Below are 15,400 nucleotides of genomic sequence, written 5' to 3'. Positions count from 1 at the left end.
TGTCGGTCCTCCTGCTGCTGAACGCCTTTCGCCTGTCCCCCGCACGTACCAACGACGGGCGGGGCGCGGGATCACGGGCAAGCGGAAGATCCACACCGCCGGGAACCATGGACCCGGCTTCGGCCGTCGTAGCCGGCACCGGCATAGTGGGGGCCGTCCCGTCGGCGGGGCGGTGCATGACAATTTCACAGCAGTACTCAGAGCAGCCCAGAACGTCAGGGGGAGTTCCGCCCATGTCACCCAATCGCCAGCCTGCCTCCCGGCCAAGCTCCAGGTGGAGGGCGCTGCGTGCCCGCAGCGGCTCCCCCGTGCTGGCCGCCGCGGCCATTGCCTCGGTGCTGGCGCTGACCGCCACGGCGTGCGGCCCCTCGGACGACAACGCAGGGTCCGAGCCGAGCGCCTCCTCGTCGCAGAACGCGTCCGACGTCACCCTTCCCGACAACCTCAACGACAAGTTGAAGGAGCTCGGGATCGACCTGGACAAGTGGAAGAACGGCGCCTGGAACAAGTGGGACAAGGACGACTGGCTGCGTGAGGCCGGCGACTTCATCAACCCGATCATCAAGGACCTCTGGAAGCCGGACCGGATGAAGGAGGCTCAGGAGCCCGACACCCCGGTCGACGACAACGACATCTCGGGCGACCAGGGCGTCACCGACCCCGACCCCCAGCCGGTCAAGGCCAAGGAGGTCGCGAGCCCCTACAGCACCAGCGTGCCGGAGGCGGGCAAGGTCTTCTTCGACGGCCCCGAGGGCTCGATGGTCTGTTCCGCCACCGTCGTGCAGGACCCTGCGCACCCGGGCAAGTCCAACCTGGTGTGGACCGCGGGCCACTGCGTCCACGCGGGCAAGGGCGGCGGCTGGTACAAGAACCTGATGTTCGTCCCGTCGTACAACGACGCCGGCAAGTCGGCCGCCGAGCTGGAGAACGCCACCAAGGAGCAGCTGGCGCCGAAGGGTGTCTGGTGGGCCGACTGGGCACAGACCTCCTCGCAGTGGATAGACAACGGCGCGGCCATCGGCGGCAAGGGCGCCCCGTACGACTTCGCGGTGCTGCACGTGAAGCCGGAGACCGCCGGCGGCAAGTCGCTCGAGGAGACGGTCGGCGGCGCGCTGCCGGTCAACTTCAACGCCCCGGCGATGAAGTCCATCAGCGAGATCACGGCCACGGGCTACCCGGCCGCCCCGCCGTTCGACGGCCAGAAGATGAACCAGTGCACGGACAAGCCGGGCAGGCTCTCGCTGGACGCCAAGCAGCCGACCATGTACCGCATCGGCTGCACCATGACCGCGGGCTCGTCCGGCGGCGGCTGGGTCGCGACCGGCTCCGACGGGAAGCCGGCGCTGGTGTCGAACACCTCGATCGGCCCGTCCAACGCCACCTGGCTGGCGGGTCCGCACCTCGGCCCCGAGGCCAAGGCCGTGTACAACGCGGTCAGCAAGAAGTTCGCCAACCAGTAGGGCGCGGATGACGAAGGCCCGCCCCCGGTCTCCCGGGGGCGGGCCTTCGTCGTGGAAGGGATTGGTCGCTAGCTCTGCGCCGGGGCGGCAGCCGGTACGAACTGCCGCAGCTCGGCGGCCAGCTCCTCGTGGACCCGCGCCTTGAGCAGGGTGCCCTCCGGGGTGTGCTCCTCGGAGATCACCTCGCCGTCGGCGTGGGCGCGCGCGACGAGCTTGCCCTGCGTATACGGGAGCAGCGCCTCGATCTCGACCTGCGGCCGCGGCAGCTCGGCGTCGATCAGCCCGAGCAGCTCATCGATGCCCTGCCCGGTGCGGGCCGACACCGCGATGGCGCGCTGCTCGACGCGCAGCAGCCGCTGCAGCACCAGCGGGTCCGCCATGTCCGCCTTGTTGATCACGACGATCTCCGGCACGGCGACCGCGCCGACATCCCGGATCACCTCACGAACGGCGGCCAGCTGCTCCTCCGGGTTCGGGTGGGAGCCGTCCACCACGTGGAGGATCAGATCGGCGTCGCCGACCTCCTCCATGGTGGAGCGGAACGCCTCGACCAGGTGGTGCGGCAGATGCCGCACAAAGCCGACGGTGTCCGCGAGGGTGTACAGCCGCCCGCTGGGCGTCTCGGCCCGGCGCACGGTCGGGTCAAGGGTGGCGAACAGCGCGTTCTCCACCAGCACGCCCGCGCCGGTCAGTCGGTTGAGCAGCGAGGACTTGCCCGCGTTGGTGTATCCGGCGATGGCGACCGAGGGCACCTTGTGGCGCTTGCGCTCCTGCCGCTTGATGTCGCGGCCGGTCTTCATTTCCGCGATCTCCCGGCGCATCTTCGCCATCTTCTCGCGGATGCGGCGCCGGTCGGTCTCGATCTTGGTCTCACCGGGTCCGCGGGTGGCCATCCCGCCGCCCGCCGCGCCGGAGCCACCGCCACCCATCTGCCGGGAGAGCGACTGACCCCAGCCGCGCAGCCGCGGCAGCATGTACTGCATCTGGGCCAGGGAGACCTGCGCCTTGCCCTCTCGGGACTTGGCGTGCTGGGCGAAGATGTCGAGGATCAGGGCGGTGCGGTCCACCACCTTGACCTTGACGACGTCCTCCAGGTGGATCAGCTGGCCGGGGCTCAGCTCACCGTCGCACACGACGGTGTCCGCACCGGTCTCGATCACGATGTCGCGCAGCTCCTGGGCCTTGCCGGAGCCGATGTACGTGGCCGGGTCCGGCTTGTCGCGCCGCTGGATGACCCCGTCGAGCACGAGGGCGCCGGCGGTCTCCGCGAGCGCGGCCAGCTCCGCCAGGGAGTTCTCCGCGTCCTGCACCGTGCCGGACGTCCAGACGCCGACCAGCACCACGCGCTCCAGGCGCAGCTGCCGGTACTCGACCTCGGTGACGTCCTCGAGCTCGGTGGACAGGCCCACGACGCGCCGCAGCGCGGCACGCTCGGAGCGGTCGTACTGGTCGCCGTCACGCTCCCCGTCGATCTCGTGACTCCAGGCGACGTCCTCTTCCATCAGGGCGTCGGCCCGAAGGCTCTCGGCGAAGCGCTGCCGGTCCTGCGGAAGGGAAGAGGAGTGGGTCAAATCGATCCTTACGTCGTTGGGTTCCGTCACTTCGACAACGCGCGGCGGGCCCGGAGCATTCCCGGCCACCGGCCGCGGCGCCGACCTGACGATGGTCGCACGCGGCGGCCGGGCCGTCACCCGGGTTTCCCGTCCGCCTTTCCGTCGGCTTTTCCGTCGGCCCCTCCACCGGCCTTTCCGCCGGCTTCCGTCACGCCCTGCCCGGAGGGGGCGGCCTCGGGCTTCCAGCCGGGGTGCCCCGGCATCCTCGGCGTCGTCCTCCCGTACAGCCATGGCCGCAGGAAGCCGTTCAGATCGCGGCCCGCCACCTGGGACGCCAGCCGGACGAAGTCGGCGGTCGAGGCCACGCCGTCGTGGTACCGCCGCACCCATCGGCGCTCCAGCCGCTCGAACGCGGCGGGCCCGATCCGCTGCCGCAGCGCGTACAGCACCAGGGCGCTGCCGTCGTACATGATCGGGCGGAAGATGCCGATCTGCTGGTCCGGGTCGGCGGGCGCGGGGGCGGCGGGCGGGCCGCCGGCGGCGCGCCAGGCGTCGGACTGCTGGTAGGCGAGGCGCATCCGCCTCTCGAGCGGCATCTTCCCGCGCTCGTCCCCGTACAGCGCCTCGTACCAGGTGGCGTGGCCCTCGTTGAGCCACAGGTCGGTCCAGCGGCGCGGGCTGACGCTGTCGCCGAACCACTGGTGCGCCAGCTCGTGCACCATGATCGACTCGATATACCACGAGGGCATCCCCGAGGTGGTGAACAGGCCGCTCTCGAAGAGGGAGAGCGTCTGGGTCTCCAGCTCGAAGCCGGTCCTGGCCCTGGCGATCAGCACCCCGTACGTCTCGAAGGGGTAGGGGCCGACCTTCTTCTCCATCCACTCCAACTGGCCCGGTGTGCGCCGGAGCCACGTGGCCAGGCGCTCACGGTCCGCCGCCGGCACCACGTCGCGCACCGGCAGCCCGCCGGGGCCGGTGCGGTGCAGTACGGCCGAACGGCCGATGGAGATCTGCGCCAGTTCGGTGGCCATGGGGTGGGCCAGCCGGTATCGCCAGGTGATGCCGCCGCCCTCGCGGGTGCGCCCCAGGGGGGTGCCGCCCGCGACCACGGTGAGGTTCGCGGGGGCGGTGACGCGGAAGGTGAATCGCGCCTTGTCGGAGGGGTGGTCGTTGCAGGGGAAGACGCGGTGGGCGGCGTCGGCCTGGTTGGCCATCGCCAGCCCGTCGCGGGTGCGAACCCAGCCGCCGCCGCTGCCGCTCGGGTCACTGGTGTGCGCGACGGTGACGACGAAGGGAGCGCCGTCCCGTACGGGGCGGGCCGGGGTGACGACGAGGTCCTCCCCCGCGCGGGCGAACCGGGCGGGCCTGCCGTCGACCCGCAGCGAGCGCACGGTGCCGTGCGCGAAGTCGAGGTTGAAGGTGCTCAGCGGGGCGGTGGCCCGGGCCCTGAGGGTGGTGACGGCGTCCAGCGGCCGGTCGTTGCCGTGGTAGCGCAGGGCGATGTCGTACGCCGTGACGTCGTAGCCCGGGTTGCCGAGGTACGGGAAGAGCCGGTCGCCGATGCCCCGGGGGACCGGGGGCGGCGGGTCGGCCGCGGTCACCGGCCCCGCGGCGGAGGACGGACAGAACGCGACGAGGGCGGCGGTCATCGCGGCGGCCGCGGCGGCGGTCCTGCGGCGTCGGGCGCGCCGGGCTGACGAGGGGCGGCCCCTCGGGGAAGGCAGCATGCCCTACGGCTATCAACGCCCGGTCGCAAGCGGACGGCGGCACGGCCCAAGTCCACTCGTACGGGGCAACCGCGCGTCGGGGCCGGGCCGGGGTCAGGACCGCGCCGCCGCCATCTCACGGCCCGCACGCGTCACGTCGTAGACGCCGGGCACATCGCGCATGGCGCGCATCAGGGCCGGCAGCCGGCCCGGGTCGGGCAGTTGGAGCGTGTAGGTGTGGCGGACGCGCTGCTCGTGGGGCGGCTCGACGGCGGCCGAGACGACGGCCACGCCCTCGGCGGCGATGGCCTCGGTGAGGTCGGCCAGCAGATGCGGCCTGCTGAAGGCCTCGGCCACCAGGGTCACGCGGTAGTCGCCCGCGTCGCCCTCCTCCCCGTCCAGCCAGCGCACCCCGACCGTGGCGCGCCCGGCCGCCGTCATCCGGGACACGGCGGGGCACCGCTCGCGGTGCACCGTGATGACGGCCCCGCCGCGCACCGCGAAGCCGATGACCGCGTCCGGGGGCACGGGGGTGCAACACCCGGCCAGCCGCACGGCCGCGCCGGGCAGGTCCGCGGCGATGGCGGGCGCCGCGGCCTGCCGGACCGCGGCCGCGCCGGTGGCGCCGCCCAGGCCGGGGGCACCGGATCCGGTGCCCCCGGCCTGGGCGGGATCCGGTTCGGCGGCCGGGGCTGTGGCGGCCGACGGGGGCTGCTGCCGCTCCGGGTGGGCCGCCAGCCAGCGGCTGATGGCGATGCGCGCGGCCGGGGTGCGGGCATGGTCGAGCCACTCGGGCGAGGGGCCGGAGGAGGAGGCGTCCCGGCTGTCGCGGGCCATGAGCAGCTGGAGCATGTCGCCGTCGCGCAGCACGGTGCTCAGCGTCGCGATGCGGCCGTTGACCCGGGCCCCGATGCAGTCGTGGGCCCCCTCCCCGTACTGGGCGTACGCGGCGTCCACACAGCTCGCGCCCGCGGGCAGGCCCAGTGTGCCGCCGTCGGCCCGGAAGACGGTGATCTCCCGGTCCTGGGCGAGCTCGGCGCGCAGCGAGGACCAGAAGGTGTCGGGGTCGGGGGCCGCGCTCTGCCAGGCCAGCAGCCGCGACAGCCAGCCGGGGCGGGTGGGGTCGGCGCGCTCGCCGTCGGGGGCGTCGGCGGCGGCCTCCAGCGGCGCGTGCGGCGCGGTGGTGGTCGCGTACGGATTGCCGAGGGCGATCACTCCGGCCTCCGCCACCCGGTGCATCTGGTGGGTGCGGATGAGGACCTCGGCGACCTCGCCGTCGCGCCCGGCCACCGCCGTGTGCAGCGACTGGTAAAGGTTGAACTTGGGGACCGCGATGAAGTCCTTGAACTCCGAGATGACCGGGGTGAAGCAGGTGTGCAGCTCGCCGAGGACCGCGTAGCAGTCGGCGTCCTCCGAGACGAGGACGAGCAGCCGGCCGAGGTCGGAGCCGGTCAGCTCGCCGCGCTTGACGCCCACCCGGTAGACGGACACGAAGTGCCGGGGCCGGACGAGGACTTCGGCGGCGATGCCCGCCTCGTGCAGCACGGCGCGTACGTCCTCGGCGGCGCGGGCGAGCGGGTCCGGGCGGCGCGCGTGGTCCAGCAGGAGCTCGCGGGTGCGGGCGTACTCCGCGGGGTGGAGGATGGCGAAGACCAGGTCCTCGAGCTCGGTCTTGAGGGCCTGCACGCCCAGCCGCTCGGCGAGCGGGATCAGCACATCGCGGGTGACCTTCGCGATGCGGGCCTGTTTCTCGGGGCGCATCACGCCCAGGGTGCGCATGTTGTGCAGGCGGTCGGCGAGCTTGATGGACATCACCCGGACGTCGTTGCCCGTCGCGACCAGCATCTTGCGGAAGGTCTCGGGCTCGGCCGCCGCGCCGTAGTCGACCTTCTCCAACTTGGTGACGCCGTCGACGAGATAGCGGACCTCCTCGCCGAACTGCTCGCCGACCTGATCCAGGGTCACCTCGGTGTCCTCGACCGTGTCGTGGAGGAGCGAGGCGGTCAATGTCGTGGTCTCGGCGCCCAGTTCCGCGAGAATGAGGGTGACGGCGAGCGGATGGGTGATGTACGGCTCGCCGCTCTTGCGCATCTGGCCGCGGTGGGAGGACTCGGCGAGCACATACGCCTTGCGCAGCACGTCGAGATCGGCTCCGGGATGGTGGGCCCGGTGCACCTTGGCCACGTGCTCGATCGCGTCCGGCAGGCGGCCGCGGGAGGCCGGCCCCAACAGGGCGGCCCTGCTGAACCTGCGGAGATTGCGCAGGTCGATGCGCGGGAGGCCGCGCCTGCGGCCAAGCGCGGCGTGGTCGGTGGCCTCTGCGCTCATGGGCACCTCCGGCGGCGTCGAGCGTCAACCGGCATGGGCACTCCCCCTGGGCCGGTGCTTGATGCTACCGAGCCCATCACGCACGGCCGACCGGCTCTCGCCCAGAGTGAAATGGATCACCCATTGGGGTGAACTGTCAGCCGAGGGCCGTGTCCAGCCAGTCGGGGTCGAGCTCGCCCTCCGCGACGATCACCGCCGGGCCGGTCATCTCCACCGTCCCGTCCGGAAGCTCGCTGATCACCAGGCGTCCGCCGGGGACGTCCACGGTGTAGGTGACGGGCCGGCCGTCGACCGCCGGATCGGCCCCGTCCCTGCGGGCGGCGGCGACCATCACGGCGCAGGCGCCGGTGCCGCAGGAGCGGGTCTCGCCGGAGCCGCGCTCGTGCACCCGCATCGCCACGTGACGCGGGCCGCGGTCGATCACGAACTCGACGTTGGTGCCGTGGGGGTACGCGGAGCCGGGGGTCACGGCGGGAGCGTCGAGCAGACGGCCGGCCTGGGCGAGGTCGTCCACGAACGCGACCGCGTGCGGGTTGCCCATGTCCACGTGGCGGGCGGGCCAGCTGTGCTCGCCGACCGTGACCGTGACCGGGCCCTCGGGGCCGGGCTCGGGCAGCAGGGCCTTGCCCATCCCGACGGTGATCGCCCCGCCGGGGCCGTCCGCGCCGCCGGGCCCGTCCTTGGCGATGTGGACGCGCCGCACCCCGGCCCGGGTGGCGACCGCGAGATCGCCCGGCTCGACGAGCCCGGCCCGCTGCAGGTAGCGGGCGAAGACGCGGACGCCGTTGCCGCACATCTCGGCGACGCTGCCGTCGCTGTTGCGGTAGTCCATGAACCACTCGGCCTCGTCGGCCATGCCCCGCGCCTCCGGGTGCGCCGAGGACCGCACGACGCGGATCAGCCCGTCACCGCCGACCCCGGCCCGCCGGTCGCAGATGCGGGCGACGGCGGCCGGGGACAGCTCCAGCCGACCGTCCGGGTCGGGGACGATGACGAAGTCGTTCTCGGTGCCGTGGCCCTTGAGGAAGGCCGGCCGGGGGGCGTCGCTCATCCCTCGATCTTACGGGGCGCCGGGGACAACCGCCGGGACGGGGCCGCCCACCGCGGGGACCATGGGAGCGCCGGCGGGGCCCGCTCAGGAGCCGCCGGACGGGGCTCACGGAGGGGCCCGCGGAGGAGCTAGGAGTTGTCGTCAAATGTCACGCCCACATCAGCAGCGATGCGAGGGTGACGGCGGCTTGGTAGGACTCGGCGGTCTTGTCGTAGCGGGTGGCGATGCCGCGCCACTGCTTGAGTCGGTTGAAACACCGTTCGACGACGTTGCGCCGTTTGTAGACCTGCTTGTCGAAGGCTGGCGGACGTCCACCACGGCTGCCGCGTCGGAGCCGGTTGCGGATCTGGTCGGACCGTTCCGGGATGGTGTGCCGAATGTTCCGCTGCCGCAGCCAGGTGCGTATGGCCTTGGAGCTGTAGCCCTTGTCGCCGATGACGTGGCCGGGTCGGACCCGGGGCCGCCCCGGTCCCAGCCGGGGCACACAGATCGCCTTCATCACGGCGGTGAACTGGGTGCAGTCGTTGGCGTTCCCGCCGGTGACGGTGAAGGCGAGTGGTCGCCCCACAGCGTCGCAGGCCAGGTGGATCTTGCTGGTCAGGCCGCCTCGGGACCGGCCGAGTCCCGGGGTGCGGAGCCCCCTTTTCGCGCTCCGGCCGCGTGCTGGTGGGCCCGGACGATCGTGGAGTCGACCGACACCAGCCACTCGATGTCCCCGGCCGCGTCGGCCTTGGCCTGGGCGGCCCGGAGCATCCGCTCGAAGGTGCCGTCCTTGGCCCACCGGCGGAAGCGGGTGTGCAGCGTGGCCCAGGAACCGTACCGCTCGGGCACGTCCCGCCAGGCCGTACCGGTCCGGAACTTCCACACGATCCCGTTGAGGACCGTCCGGTCGTCCAGCCGCCTGCGGCCCCGCTCGGACCGGGGCAGCAGCGGCTGCACGAAGGCCCATTCGGCATCGGACAGTTCATGGCGACGTATCACCCGACCATGATCCTCGACCGAAGATCATTTGACGACAGACCCTAGCGGAGCCGGGCGACGCGCCAGATGGTGAGGGCGGCCAGCAGGGCCACCACCACCACGTACAGGACGACGAAGCGCCAGTCGGGGCGGCGCCCGGAGCCCCGGGGCGGCAGCCCGGGCCAGGTGTAGCCGACGCGGCGGGCGGCCGTCAGGCCCCACCCGGCGGCACAGCAGCTGAGCAGCAGCCCGAGCATGGCGACCACCGCCCCGCCGTCGCCGAATTCGAAGGCGAGCGGGAAGGCGAACATCAGGGAGCCGAGGATGGCCAGGCCGACGATCGGCGCGAGCTGCCAGATCCGCAGCCGGCGCGGCGGCCGCAGTTCGCTGAAGGACTCGCCGGAGGCGGGGAGTCCCTCGGTGCCGTCGTCGATCGCCGGGATGCCCGGTTCGCCGGAGACCGGGTCGTCGTCGGGGCCGTCGGAGGCGAGGTCCGGGCTGTCGGAGGTGAGCGGTCCGGGGTCGCCGTGGGGCGACTGCTGCGATGCGTCGCGAGGGCCGGCCTCCATCGCCACCCGCCCTCCCAACTCCTGAACAACAGCACGATCGGAGCTCGATGATGGCACGCCCGCAGGGGCCGTTATGGCATACGGAGCGTCCCGATGCCATCACGTGATCAGGCTGTGACCGCCCGGTCGACCAACGCCAGCGCGTCCGGCAGAAGCCGCTCGCGGCGGTCGGCCGCGCCGCTGAGCCAGTGGACGCGCGGGTCGCGCCGGAACCAGGAGTCCTGGCGGCGCGCGAACCGTTTGGTGGCCCGCACGGTCTCGGCGCGCGCCTGGTCCTCGCCGTACTCCCCGGCGAGCGCGGCGAGCACCTGCTGATAGCCCAGCGCGCGGGAGGCGGTGCGGCCGGCGCGCAGCCCGGCGCCCTCCAGCCGCCGCACCTCGTCCACGAGGCCGGCCTCCCACATGCGGTCCACGCGCCGGGCGATGCGCTCGTCGAGCTCGGGGCGCTCGACGTCCACGCCGATCTGCAGGGTGTCGTAGACGGCCTCGTGGCCCGGCAGGTTGGCGGTGAAGGGGCGGCCGGTGATCTCGATGACCTCCAGCGCCCGCACCACCCGCCGGCCGTTGCTGGGCAGGATCGCGCGGGCCGCCTCCGGGTCGGCTGCGGCGAGCCGGGTGTGCAGGGCCCCCGGGCCCAGCTCCGCCAGCTCGGCCTCCAGGCGGGCTCGGACGGCCGGGTCCGTGCCGGGGAACTCCAGGGCGTCGATCGCGCCGCGGATGTACAGCCCCGAGCCGCCGACCAGGACGGGGATGCGGCCTTCCGCCAGCAGCCGGTCGATCTCGGCGCGGGCCAGCCTCTGGTACTCGGCGACGCTGGCCGTCTCGGTGACGTCCCAGATGTCCAGCAGCCGGTGGGGCACGCCTTGGCGCTCCTCCTCGGTCAGCTTGGCGGTGCCGATGTCCATGCCCCGGTAGAGCTGCATGGAGTCGGCGTTGACCACCTCGCCGCCGAGGTGGTGGGCGAGCGCGACGCCCAAGTCCGACTTTCCGGCCGCGGTGGGGCCGACGACGGCGATGACGCGGGGTGGGGGGCCTGCTGTATTCACCGGACCAGTCTCGCAAACGCCGGACGGCCTACTCGAATGAGCGACGTGACGGAAACCCTCAGGGGTCGTTGCCTGAGCGGCACGCGATATCGCCCACACGAGTAGGGTATGGAGATACAAATGGGTGTTTTTGACTGGTTTCGTCGAGCCTCAAGGGAGGCGAGTCGACCGCCCGAGGCGTCAACCGAGCACGCTCCCGAGGACACGTCGGCGCCTGAGGAGGCGGCCGGGGAGACGGCCGGGGAAGCGGCCGGAGTGACGGCCGAAACGACCGGAGCGACATCCGGCGCGTCCGGGGACAGGGCCGGAGCGTCCGGGGACACGGCCGGAGCGACGGTCGGCGCGGCGGACGTCACGGAGCCGGGACCGCCCGCCGGGGCCGCGGCCCTGGCGGGTGACGGCGTCGGCATCCCGAAGCAGCAGTCCAAGCAGGAGGTCGAGGCCGCGCGGGAGGCCGAGCCGAAGCCCGAGCCGGAGCCGGCTCCGGAGGCTTCGCAGGACTCCTTGGACGGCGCCGCGGCCAGCGAAACCGGTGAGAGCGCCCGGAGATAGTCATTGACCGAGGGAAGGTGGCCCATGAGCACGCTGGACAACCTCAAGGCCAAGGCCGGAGCCATGAAGGACAAGGCCGTCGGCTTCACGCGGCAGCATGAGTCCCGGATCGAGCGGGGCCTGGACAAGGCCGTCAGGACGGTCGACGCCAAGACCAAGGGCAAGTACCGCGACAAACTCGAGACCGGTGCGGACAAGGCCAAGGACGCCCTCAACCGCCTCTCCCAGACGCCCGAGGGCAAAGGCAGGGCCAAGGGCCGGCCGGGCCAGCGCCGGCACGACGCCTGAACCCCGATCGGTGAACGGCCGCGGAGCACCCGCTCCGCGGCCGCGCCCGTACCCGCTCCCGGACCGCCACCCGGCACCCCGCCCGTACCCGCTCCCGGACGGCCACCCGGCACCCCGCGGCCCGCGCCCGCTACGACCACATCGCGACGAAATACCCCACGCCGTACGGCGCCCCCTCATACCGCAACTCCCCCTTCAGCGCGGCCCCTTCGCCCGCGCCCGCGAGCACCTGCAACGGCGCCCGGCCCGCCGCCTTCAGCTCGGCCGCCAGCTGCTCGTCCAGCTCGGCGAGCGTGCCGATGTCCGCCGCGCCCAGCGCCCGCGCCACCGCCTCGTCGAAGGCGGCCGCCCGCTCGTCGAGATAGCCCGGGGCCTTCACCGTCCGGCACGCGCTGCCGTCGCCCATCACCAGCAGCGCGACCCGCTCGGCCTGCGCCGCAAGCTCCCTCCCGACTTCTCTACACCGCTCGGCGGCCAGAGGTTCCCCCACCCCCAGCCCCTCGACCGGCGCCGCCTGCCACCGTGCGCGCTCCAGCAGCCACGCGGCCACGGCCAGCGAGGGCGGCAGCGCCCGCTCGGACGCCTCGCCCGCGGGCTCGTCCCAGCCGCCGAGCCGTACGGCCAGGTCCACCCCGAAGCCGCCGAAGGAGCCGGGCGTGCCCTGCGGGTGCGGTCCGCGCCCGTCGCACTCAGCGGGCCCGACGACGATCAGCCGATCGGGCCGCGCCGCGGCCAGCACGCCGACCGCGTCCAGGCACGCCGCGCGCAGCGTGTCCAGCTCACCGGCCGCCCCGGCGGCGACCTCGGGCACCAGCAGCGGCGGACAGGGACACACGGCGGCGGCGATCAGCATGATCGCCAGCCTATCCGGGGGACCCGGGCCGGGGCGCGGAGTCCCACAGCAGTTCGGCCACCCGGAACCGGAAGCGGTAGTTGTCGCCGAAGGTCTCCAGGATCAGCAGAAAGGTGTCTCCGTCCCGGTACACCAGCCGGCGGGTCGGATTGGCCGGGTGCTTCGGCTGGTAGCGCAGGGCGCGCTCGCGCAGCGCCTCCAGCGCCTCCTCCCGGGTGCCTCTGATGTGGTCCAGGGCGATCGCCGAGAAGTGCCACTCGACGATCAGGCCCCACCACGTCGCCGGGCCGGCTCCCGGCGCGTCCTCCCCCGTCATGCCGTTCCCCCCGTCACGCCGTCCCCCCGTGGAGATCGGCCGGTCGTGTCAGTCGCAGCCGCAGCCCGCGGCGGGCACGGCGACCGGCGGCGGAGCGCCGACGGTCGGCAGGCCCAGCATCACGCCCGCGGTCTTCTTCGCCTCGGCCGCGTTGCGCCGCTCCCAGGCGTCGCCCGCGCGGGTGCGCCGCACGCCCCGGGCCGGGCCCTCGGCGAGCAGGTGGTGCGGAGCGGCGTAGGTGATGTCCACGGTGACGACATCGCCCGGGCGGACGCTCTCCTCGGGCCGCGTGAAGTGGACCAGCCGGTTGTCGGGGGCGCGGCCGGACAGCCGCCGCGTCGCGCCGTCCTTGCGGCCCTCGCCCTCGGCGACCAGCACCTCCACGGTCCGGCCGACCTGCTTCTTGTTCTCCTCCCAGGAGATCTCCTCCTGGAGGGCGACCAGCCGCTCGTACCGCTCCTGCACGACGGCCTTCGGCACCTGGCCGTCCATCTCGGCGGCCGGGGTGCCGGGCCGCTTGGAGTACTGGAAGGTGAAGGCCTGGGCGAAGCGCGCCTCGCGCACCACGTGCAGGGTCTGCTCGAAGTCGGCGTCGGTCTCGCCGGGGAAGCCGACGATGATGTCGGTCGAGATGGCGGCGTCCGGCATGGCGGCGCGCACCTTCTCGATGATCCCTAGGTAGCGCTCCTGCCGGTAGGAGCGGCGCATCGCCTTCAGTACGGCGTCGGAGCCGGACTGGAGCGGCATGTGGAGCTGGGGCATCACGTTGTCGGTCTCGGCCATGGCGGCGATCACGTCGTCCGTGAAGTCGCGGGGGTGGGGCGAGGTGAAGCGGACCCGCTCCAGGCCCGCCACCTTCCCGCAGGCGCGCAGCAGCTTGCTGAACGCCTCGCGGTCGCCGATGTCCGACCCGTACGCGTTGACGTTCTGGCCGAGCAGGGTGATCTCGCTGACGCCCTCGGCGACGAGGGCCTCCACCTCGGCGAGGATGTCGCCCGGGCGGCGGTCCTTCTCCTTGCCCCGCAGCGCCGGGACGATGCAGAAGGTGCAGGTGTTGTTGCAGCCGACGGAGATGGAGACCCAGGCGGCGTAGGCCGACTCCCGCCGCGTCGGGAGGGTGGAGGGGAAGGCCTCCAGGGATTCGGCGATCTCGACCTGGGCCTCTTCCTGGATCCGGGCGCGCTCCAGCAGCACCGGCAGGCTGCCGATGTTGTGGGTGCCGAAGACCACGTCGACCCAGGGGGCCTTCTTGACGATGGTGTCGCGGTCCTTCTGGGCCAGGCACCCGCCGACGGCGATCTGCATGCCGGGGCGCCTGGCCTTGACCGGCGCCAGCCTGCCGAGGTTGCCGTACAGCCTGTTGTCGGCGTTCTCCCGCACCGCGCAGGTGTTGAACACGACGATGTCCGCGAAGGCATCGTCGCCCTCGCCCGCCCCCTCGGGCGCGCGGACGTAGCCGGCCTCCTCCAAGAGGCCGGAGAGCCGCTCGGAGTCGTGGACGTTCATCTGACACCCGTAGGTGCGGATCTCATATGTCTTAGATGAGCGGACATCCACCGCCGTGCTCCGGTCGCTGCTGGTCATGCGTCCAAGGGTAGGCGGTCCGCGGAGGGCCTCGTCCCCGCGCTCCCGCGCCTCCGGTCGTCGCGGGGCGTCCCCCGCCTCCCCCTTCGCCCCCGGGGGCTGGCAGGATCTCGGCCATGGCCGTCCGTCTTCCGCGCCTTGGCCGGCGCCGCGCGCTGCTGTCCGCCGGCGCCGGTGCCCTCGCGCTCGCACTTCTGCTGTGGTGGCTGCTGCCGATGGGGGGCGACGAGTCCCCGCGAGGCCGGGTGACCTTCGCGACGGGCGTGCCCACCGGGGTCTACGAGACGTACGGCAAGATGCTGCGGCGCGATCTCGCGCGGGACCTCCCCGGCCTGCATGTGACGCTTCAGCACTCCAAGGGCTCTCCGGACAACGTCCGGCGGCTCGCGGAGGGCCGGGCCACGTTCGCCATCGCCGCCAGTGACGCGGTCGCCGCCTACCAGGAGCAGGGCGGGGTCCACGCCGACCGGCTGCGCGCCTGCGCGCGGCTGTACGACGACTACATGCAGCTCGTGGTGGCCAAGGGCTCCAAGGTGCGGTCCGCCCGGGACCTCAAGGGGCTGCGGGTCGGGGTCGGCGAGGACGACTCGGGTGTGCAGCTGATCGCCAAGTCCCTGCTCAAGGCCGCCGGGCTCGACATGGACCGGGACGTCCACGCCGTACGGAAGGGCATCGACCAGATGCCGGCTCTGCTGAAGGCCGGGAAGCTGGACGCGTTCTTCTGGTCCGGTGGGCTTCCGACGACCGCGGTGCGCACCCTCGCCCACGACTTCCCGATCCGGCTGGTCCAACTCGGCGACCTCATCGGCCCGCTGCACCGCCAGGGCGGCGTGACCCGCTACTACCGGGCGGCCTCGGTGCCCGCCGACGCGTACGAGGACATGGGTCAGCAGGACGCCATCAAGACGATCGCCGTGCCGAACCTGCTGGTCACCACGGACCGGGTGGACCCCGCGCTCGCGGAGGCCGTCACCCGGACCGTGATAGAGAACCGGGACCGCATCGGGGTCAAGGTGCACGCGGCGCAGAAGGTGGACCTGCGCACCGCGATCTTCACCGACCCGCTGGACCTGCACGCGGGCGCGGCCCGCTACTACCGCTCGGTCAAGCCGTAAAGCCGTTCGGCGAGGCCGT

The 15,400-nt window shown here is 72.9% G+C and carries 14 protein-coding genes; 4 read left to right on the top strand and 10 right to left on the bottom strand.

The window, feature by feature from the left end; genetic code table 11:
- Positions 1–233: 233 nt before the first annotated feature.
- Entirely contained in the window at positions 234–1,460 is a 1,227-nt protein-coding gene (locus BBH68_RS22870) for a trypsin-like serine peptidase (protein ID WP_170066588.1), read from the top strand.
- Between the two features lie 68 nt (positions 1,461–1,528).
- On the opposite strand, the gene hflX is transcribed toward BBH68_RS22870, so the two are convergent.
- From hflX to miaA, 7 genes are all read right to left on the bottom strand, one after another.
- Positions 1,529–3,031 (bottom strand): GTPase HflX, encoded by a 1,503-nt coding sequence (hflX, locus tag BBH68_RS22865; RefSeq protein WP_065965343.1) that lies wholly within the window; start codon positions 3,029–3,031, stop codon positions 1,529–1,531.
- A gap of 116 nt (positions 3,032–3,147) precedes the next feature.
- Positions 3,148–4,740, bottom strand: a complete 1,593-nt coding sequence (locus BBH68_RS22860; protein ID WP_065965342.1) for a M1 family metallopeptidase — start codon at positions 4,738–4,740, stop codon at positions 3,148–3,150.
- A 93-nt stretch (positions 4,741–4,833) separates the two neighbouring features.
- Positions 4,834–7,047 (bottom strand): RelA/SpoT family protein, encoded by a 2,214-nt coding sequence (locus BBH68_RS22855; RefSeq protein WP_065965341.1) that lies wholly within the window; start codon positions 7,045–7,047, stop codon positions 4,834–4,836.
- Positions 7,048–7,183: 136 nt separating this feature from the next.
- A complete protein-coding gene (dapF, locus tag BBH68_RS22850; protein ID WP_065965340.1) occupies positions 7,184–8,098 on the bottom strand; it encodes a diaminopimelate epimerase in 915 nt (304 codons plus the stop codon).
- A 148-nt stretch (positions 8,099–8,246) separates the two neighbouring features.
- A protein-coding gene (locus tag BBH68_RS39705) for an IS5 family transposase (protein ID WP_425428835.1) occupies positions 8,247–9,076 on the bottom strand; the annotation gives its coding sequence in 2 pieces (ribosomal slippage) (positions 8,247–8,737 and positions 8,737–9,076; 831 coding nt in all).
- 44 nt (positions 9,077–9,120) lie between these two features.
- Positions 9,121–9,627, bottom strand: coding sequence for a hypothetical protein (locus tag BBH68_RS22835; RefSeq protein WP_065965364.1), 507 nt, complete (start codon positions 9,625–9,627; stop codon positions 9,121–9,123).
- A gap of 107 nt (positions 9,628–9,734) precedes the next feature.
- Positions 9,735–10,673, bottom strand: coding sequence for a tRNA (adenosine(37)-N6)-dimethylallyltransferase MiaA (gene miaA, locus BBH68_RS22830; protein WP_065965337.1), 939 nt, complete (start codon positions 10,671–10,673; stop codon positions 9,735–9,737).
- Between the two features lie 255 nt (positions 10,674–10,928).
- On the opposite strand from miaA, the gene BBH68_RS22825 reads away from it, so the two are divergent.
- Together BBH68_RS22825 and BBH68_RS22820 are read left to right on the top strand one after the other, a co-directional pair.
- Positions 10,929–11,225 (top strand): hypothetical protein, encoded by a 297-nt coding sequence (locus BBH68_RS22825; RefSeq protein ID WP_141713045.1) that lies wholly within the window; start codon positions 10,929–10,931, stop codon positions 11,223–11,225.
- 24 nt (positions 11,226–11,249) lie between these two features.
- Positions 11,250–11,513: an antitoxin gene (locus BBH68_RS22820; protein ID WP_065965335.1), complete on the top strand. Its 264-nt coding sequence runs from the start codon at positions 11,250–11,252 to the stop codon at positions 11,511–11,513.
- A gap of 130 nt (positions 11,514–11,643) precedes the next feature.
- On the opposite strand, the gene BBH68_RS22815 is transcribed toward BBH68_RS22820, so the two are convergent.
- From BBH68_RS22815 to miaB, 3 genes are read right to left on the bottom strand one after another with little or no spacing between them, the layout of a single operon-like run.
- Positions 11,644–12,366 (bottom strand): class III extradiol dioxygenase subunit B-like domain-containing protein, encoded by a 723-nt coding sequence (locus tag BBH68_RS22815; RefSeq protein WP_065965334.1) that lies wholly within the window; start codon positions 12,364–12,366, stop codon positions 11,644–11,646.
- A gap of 10 nt (positions 12,367–12,376) precedes the next feature.
- Positions 12,377–12,682: a hypothetical protein gene (locus tag BBH68_RS22810; protein ID WP_065965333.1), complete on the bottom strand. Its 306-nt coding sequence runs from the start codon at positions 12,680–12,682 to the stop codon at positions 12,377–12,379.
- Positions 12,683–12,730: 48 nt separating this feature from the next.
- Positions 12,731–14,266 (bottom strand): tRNA (N6-isopentenyl adenosine(37)-C2)-methylthiotransferase MiaB, encoded by a 1,536-nt coding sequence (miaB, locus tag BBH68_RS22805; protein WP_065965332.1) that lies wholly within the window; start codon positions 14,264–14,266, stop codon positions 12,731–12,733.
- Between the two features lie 116 nt (positions 14,267–14,382).
- Between miaB and BBH68_RS22800 the strand changes: the two genes are divergently transcribed.
- On the top strand, positions 14,383–15,381 hold the full coding sequence (locus tag BBH68_RS22800) for a TAXI family TRAP transporter solute-binding subunit (RefSeq protein WP_065965331.1): 999 nt from the start codon (positions 14,383–14,385) through the stop codon (positions 15,379–15,381).
- The last annotated feature ends 19 nt before the right edge of the window (positions 15,382–15,400 follow it).

The sequence above is a fragment of the Streptomyces sparsogenes genome (assembly GCF_001704635.1).
Classification (GTDB): Bacteria; Actinomycetota; Actinomycetes; order Streptomycetales; family Streptomycetaceae; genus Streptomyces; species Streptomyces sparsogenes.
This window is presented reverse-complemented; position numbering and strand designations above follow the sequence as displayed.

Excerpts from the sequence above, each read along its gene's own strand:
- miaB (WP_065965332.1), bottom strand. The coding sequence starts at position 14,266 with ATGACCAGCAGCGACCGGAGCACGGCGGTGGATGTCCGCTCATCTAAG.
- BBH68_RS22870 (WP_170066588.1), top strand. The coding sequence starts at position 234 with ATGTCACCCAATCGCCAGCCTGCCTCCCGGCCAAGCTCCAGGTGGAGG.
- BBH68_RS22815 (WP_065965334.1), bottom strand. The coding sequence starts at position 12,366 with ATGCTGATCGCCGCCGCCGTGTGTCCCTGTCCGCCGCTGCTGGTGCCC.
- BBH68_RS22820 (WP_065965335.1), top strand. The coding sequence starts at position 11,250 with ATGAGCACGCTGGACAACCTCAAGGCCAAGGCCGGAGCCATGAAGGAC.
- BBH68_RS22855 (WP_065965341.1), bottom strand. The coding sequence starts at position 7,047 with ATGAGCGCAGAGGCCACCGACCACGCCGCGCTTGGCCGCAGGCGCGGC.
- BBH68_RS22835 (WP_065965364.1), bottom strand. The coding sequence starts at position 9,627 with ATGGAGGCCGGCCCTCGCGACGCATCGCAGCAGTCGCCCCACGGCGAC.
- dapF (WP_065965340.1), bottom strand. The coding sequence starts at position 8,098 with ATGAGCGACGCCCCCCGGCCGGCCTTCCTCAAGGGCCACGGCACCGAG.
- BBH68_RS22860 (WP_065965342.1), bottom strand. The coding sequence starts at position 4,740 with ATGCTGCCTTCCCCGAGGGGCCGCCCCTCGTCAGCCCGGCGCGCCCGA.
- BBH68_RS22800 (WP_065965331.1), top strand. The coding sequence starts at position 14,383 with ATGGCCGTCCGTCTTCCGCGCCTTGGCCGGCGCCGCGCGCTGCTGTCC.
- BBH68_RS22810 (WP_065965333.1), bottom strand. The coding sequence starts at position 12,682 with ATGACGGGGGAGGACGCGCCGGGAGCCGGCCCGGCGACGTGGTGGGGC.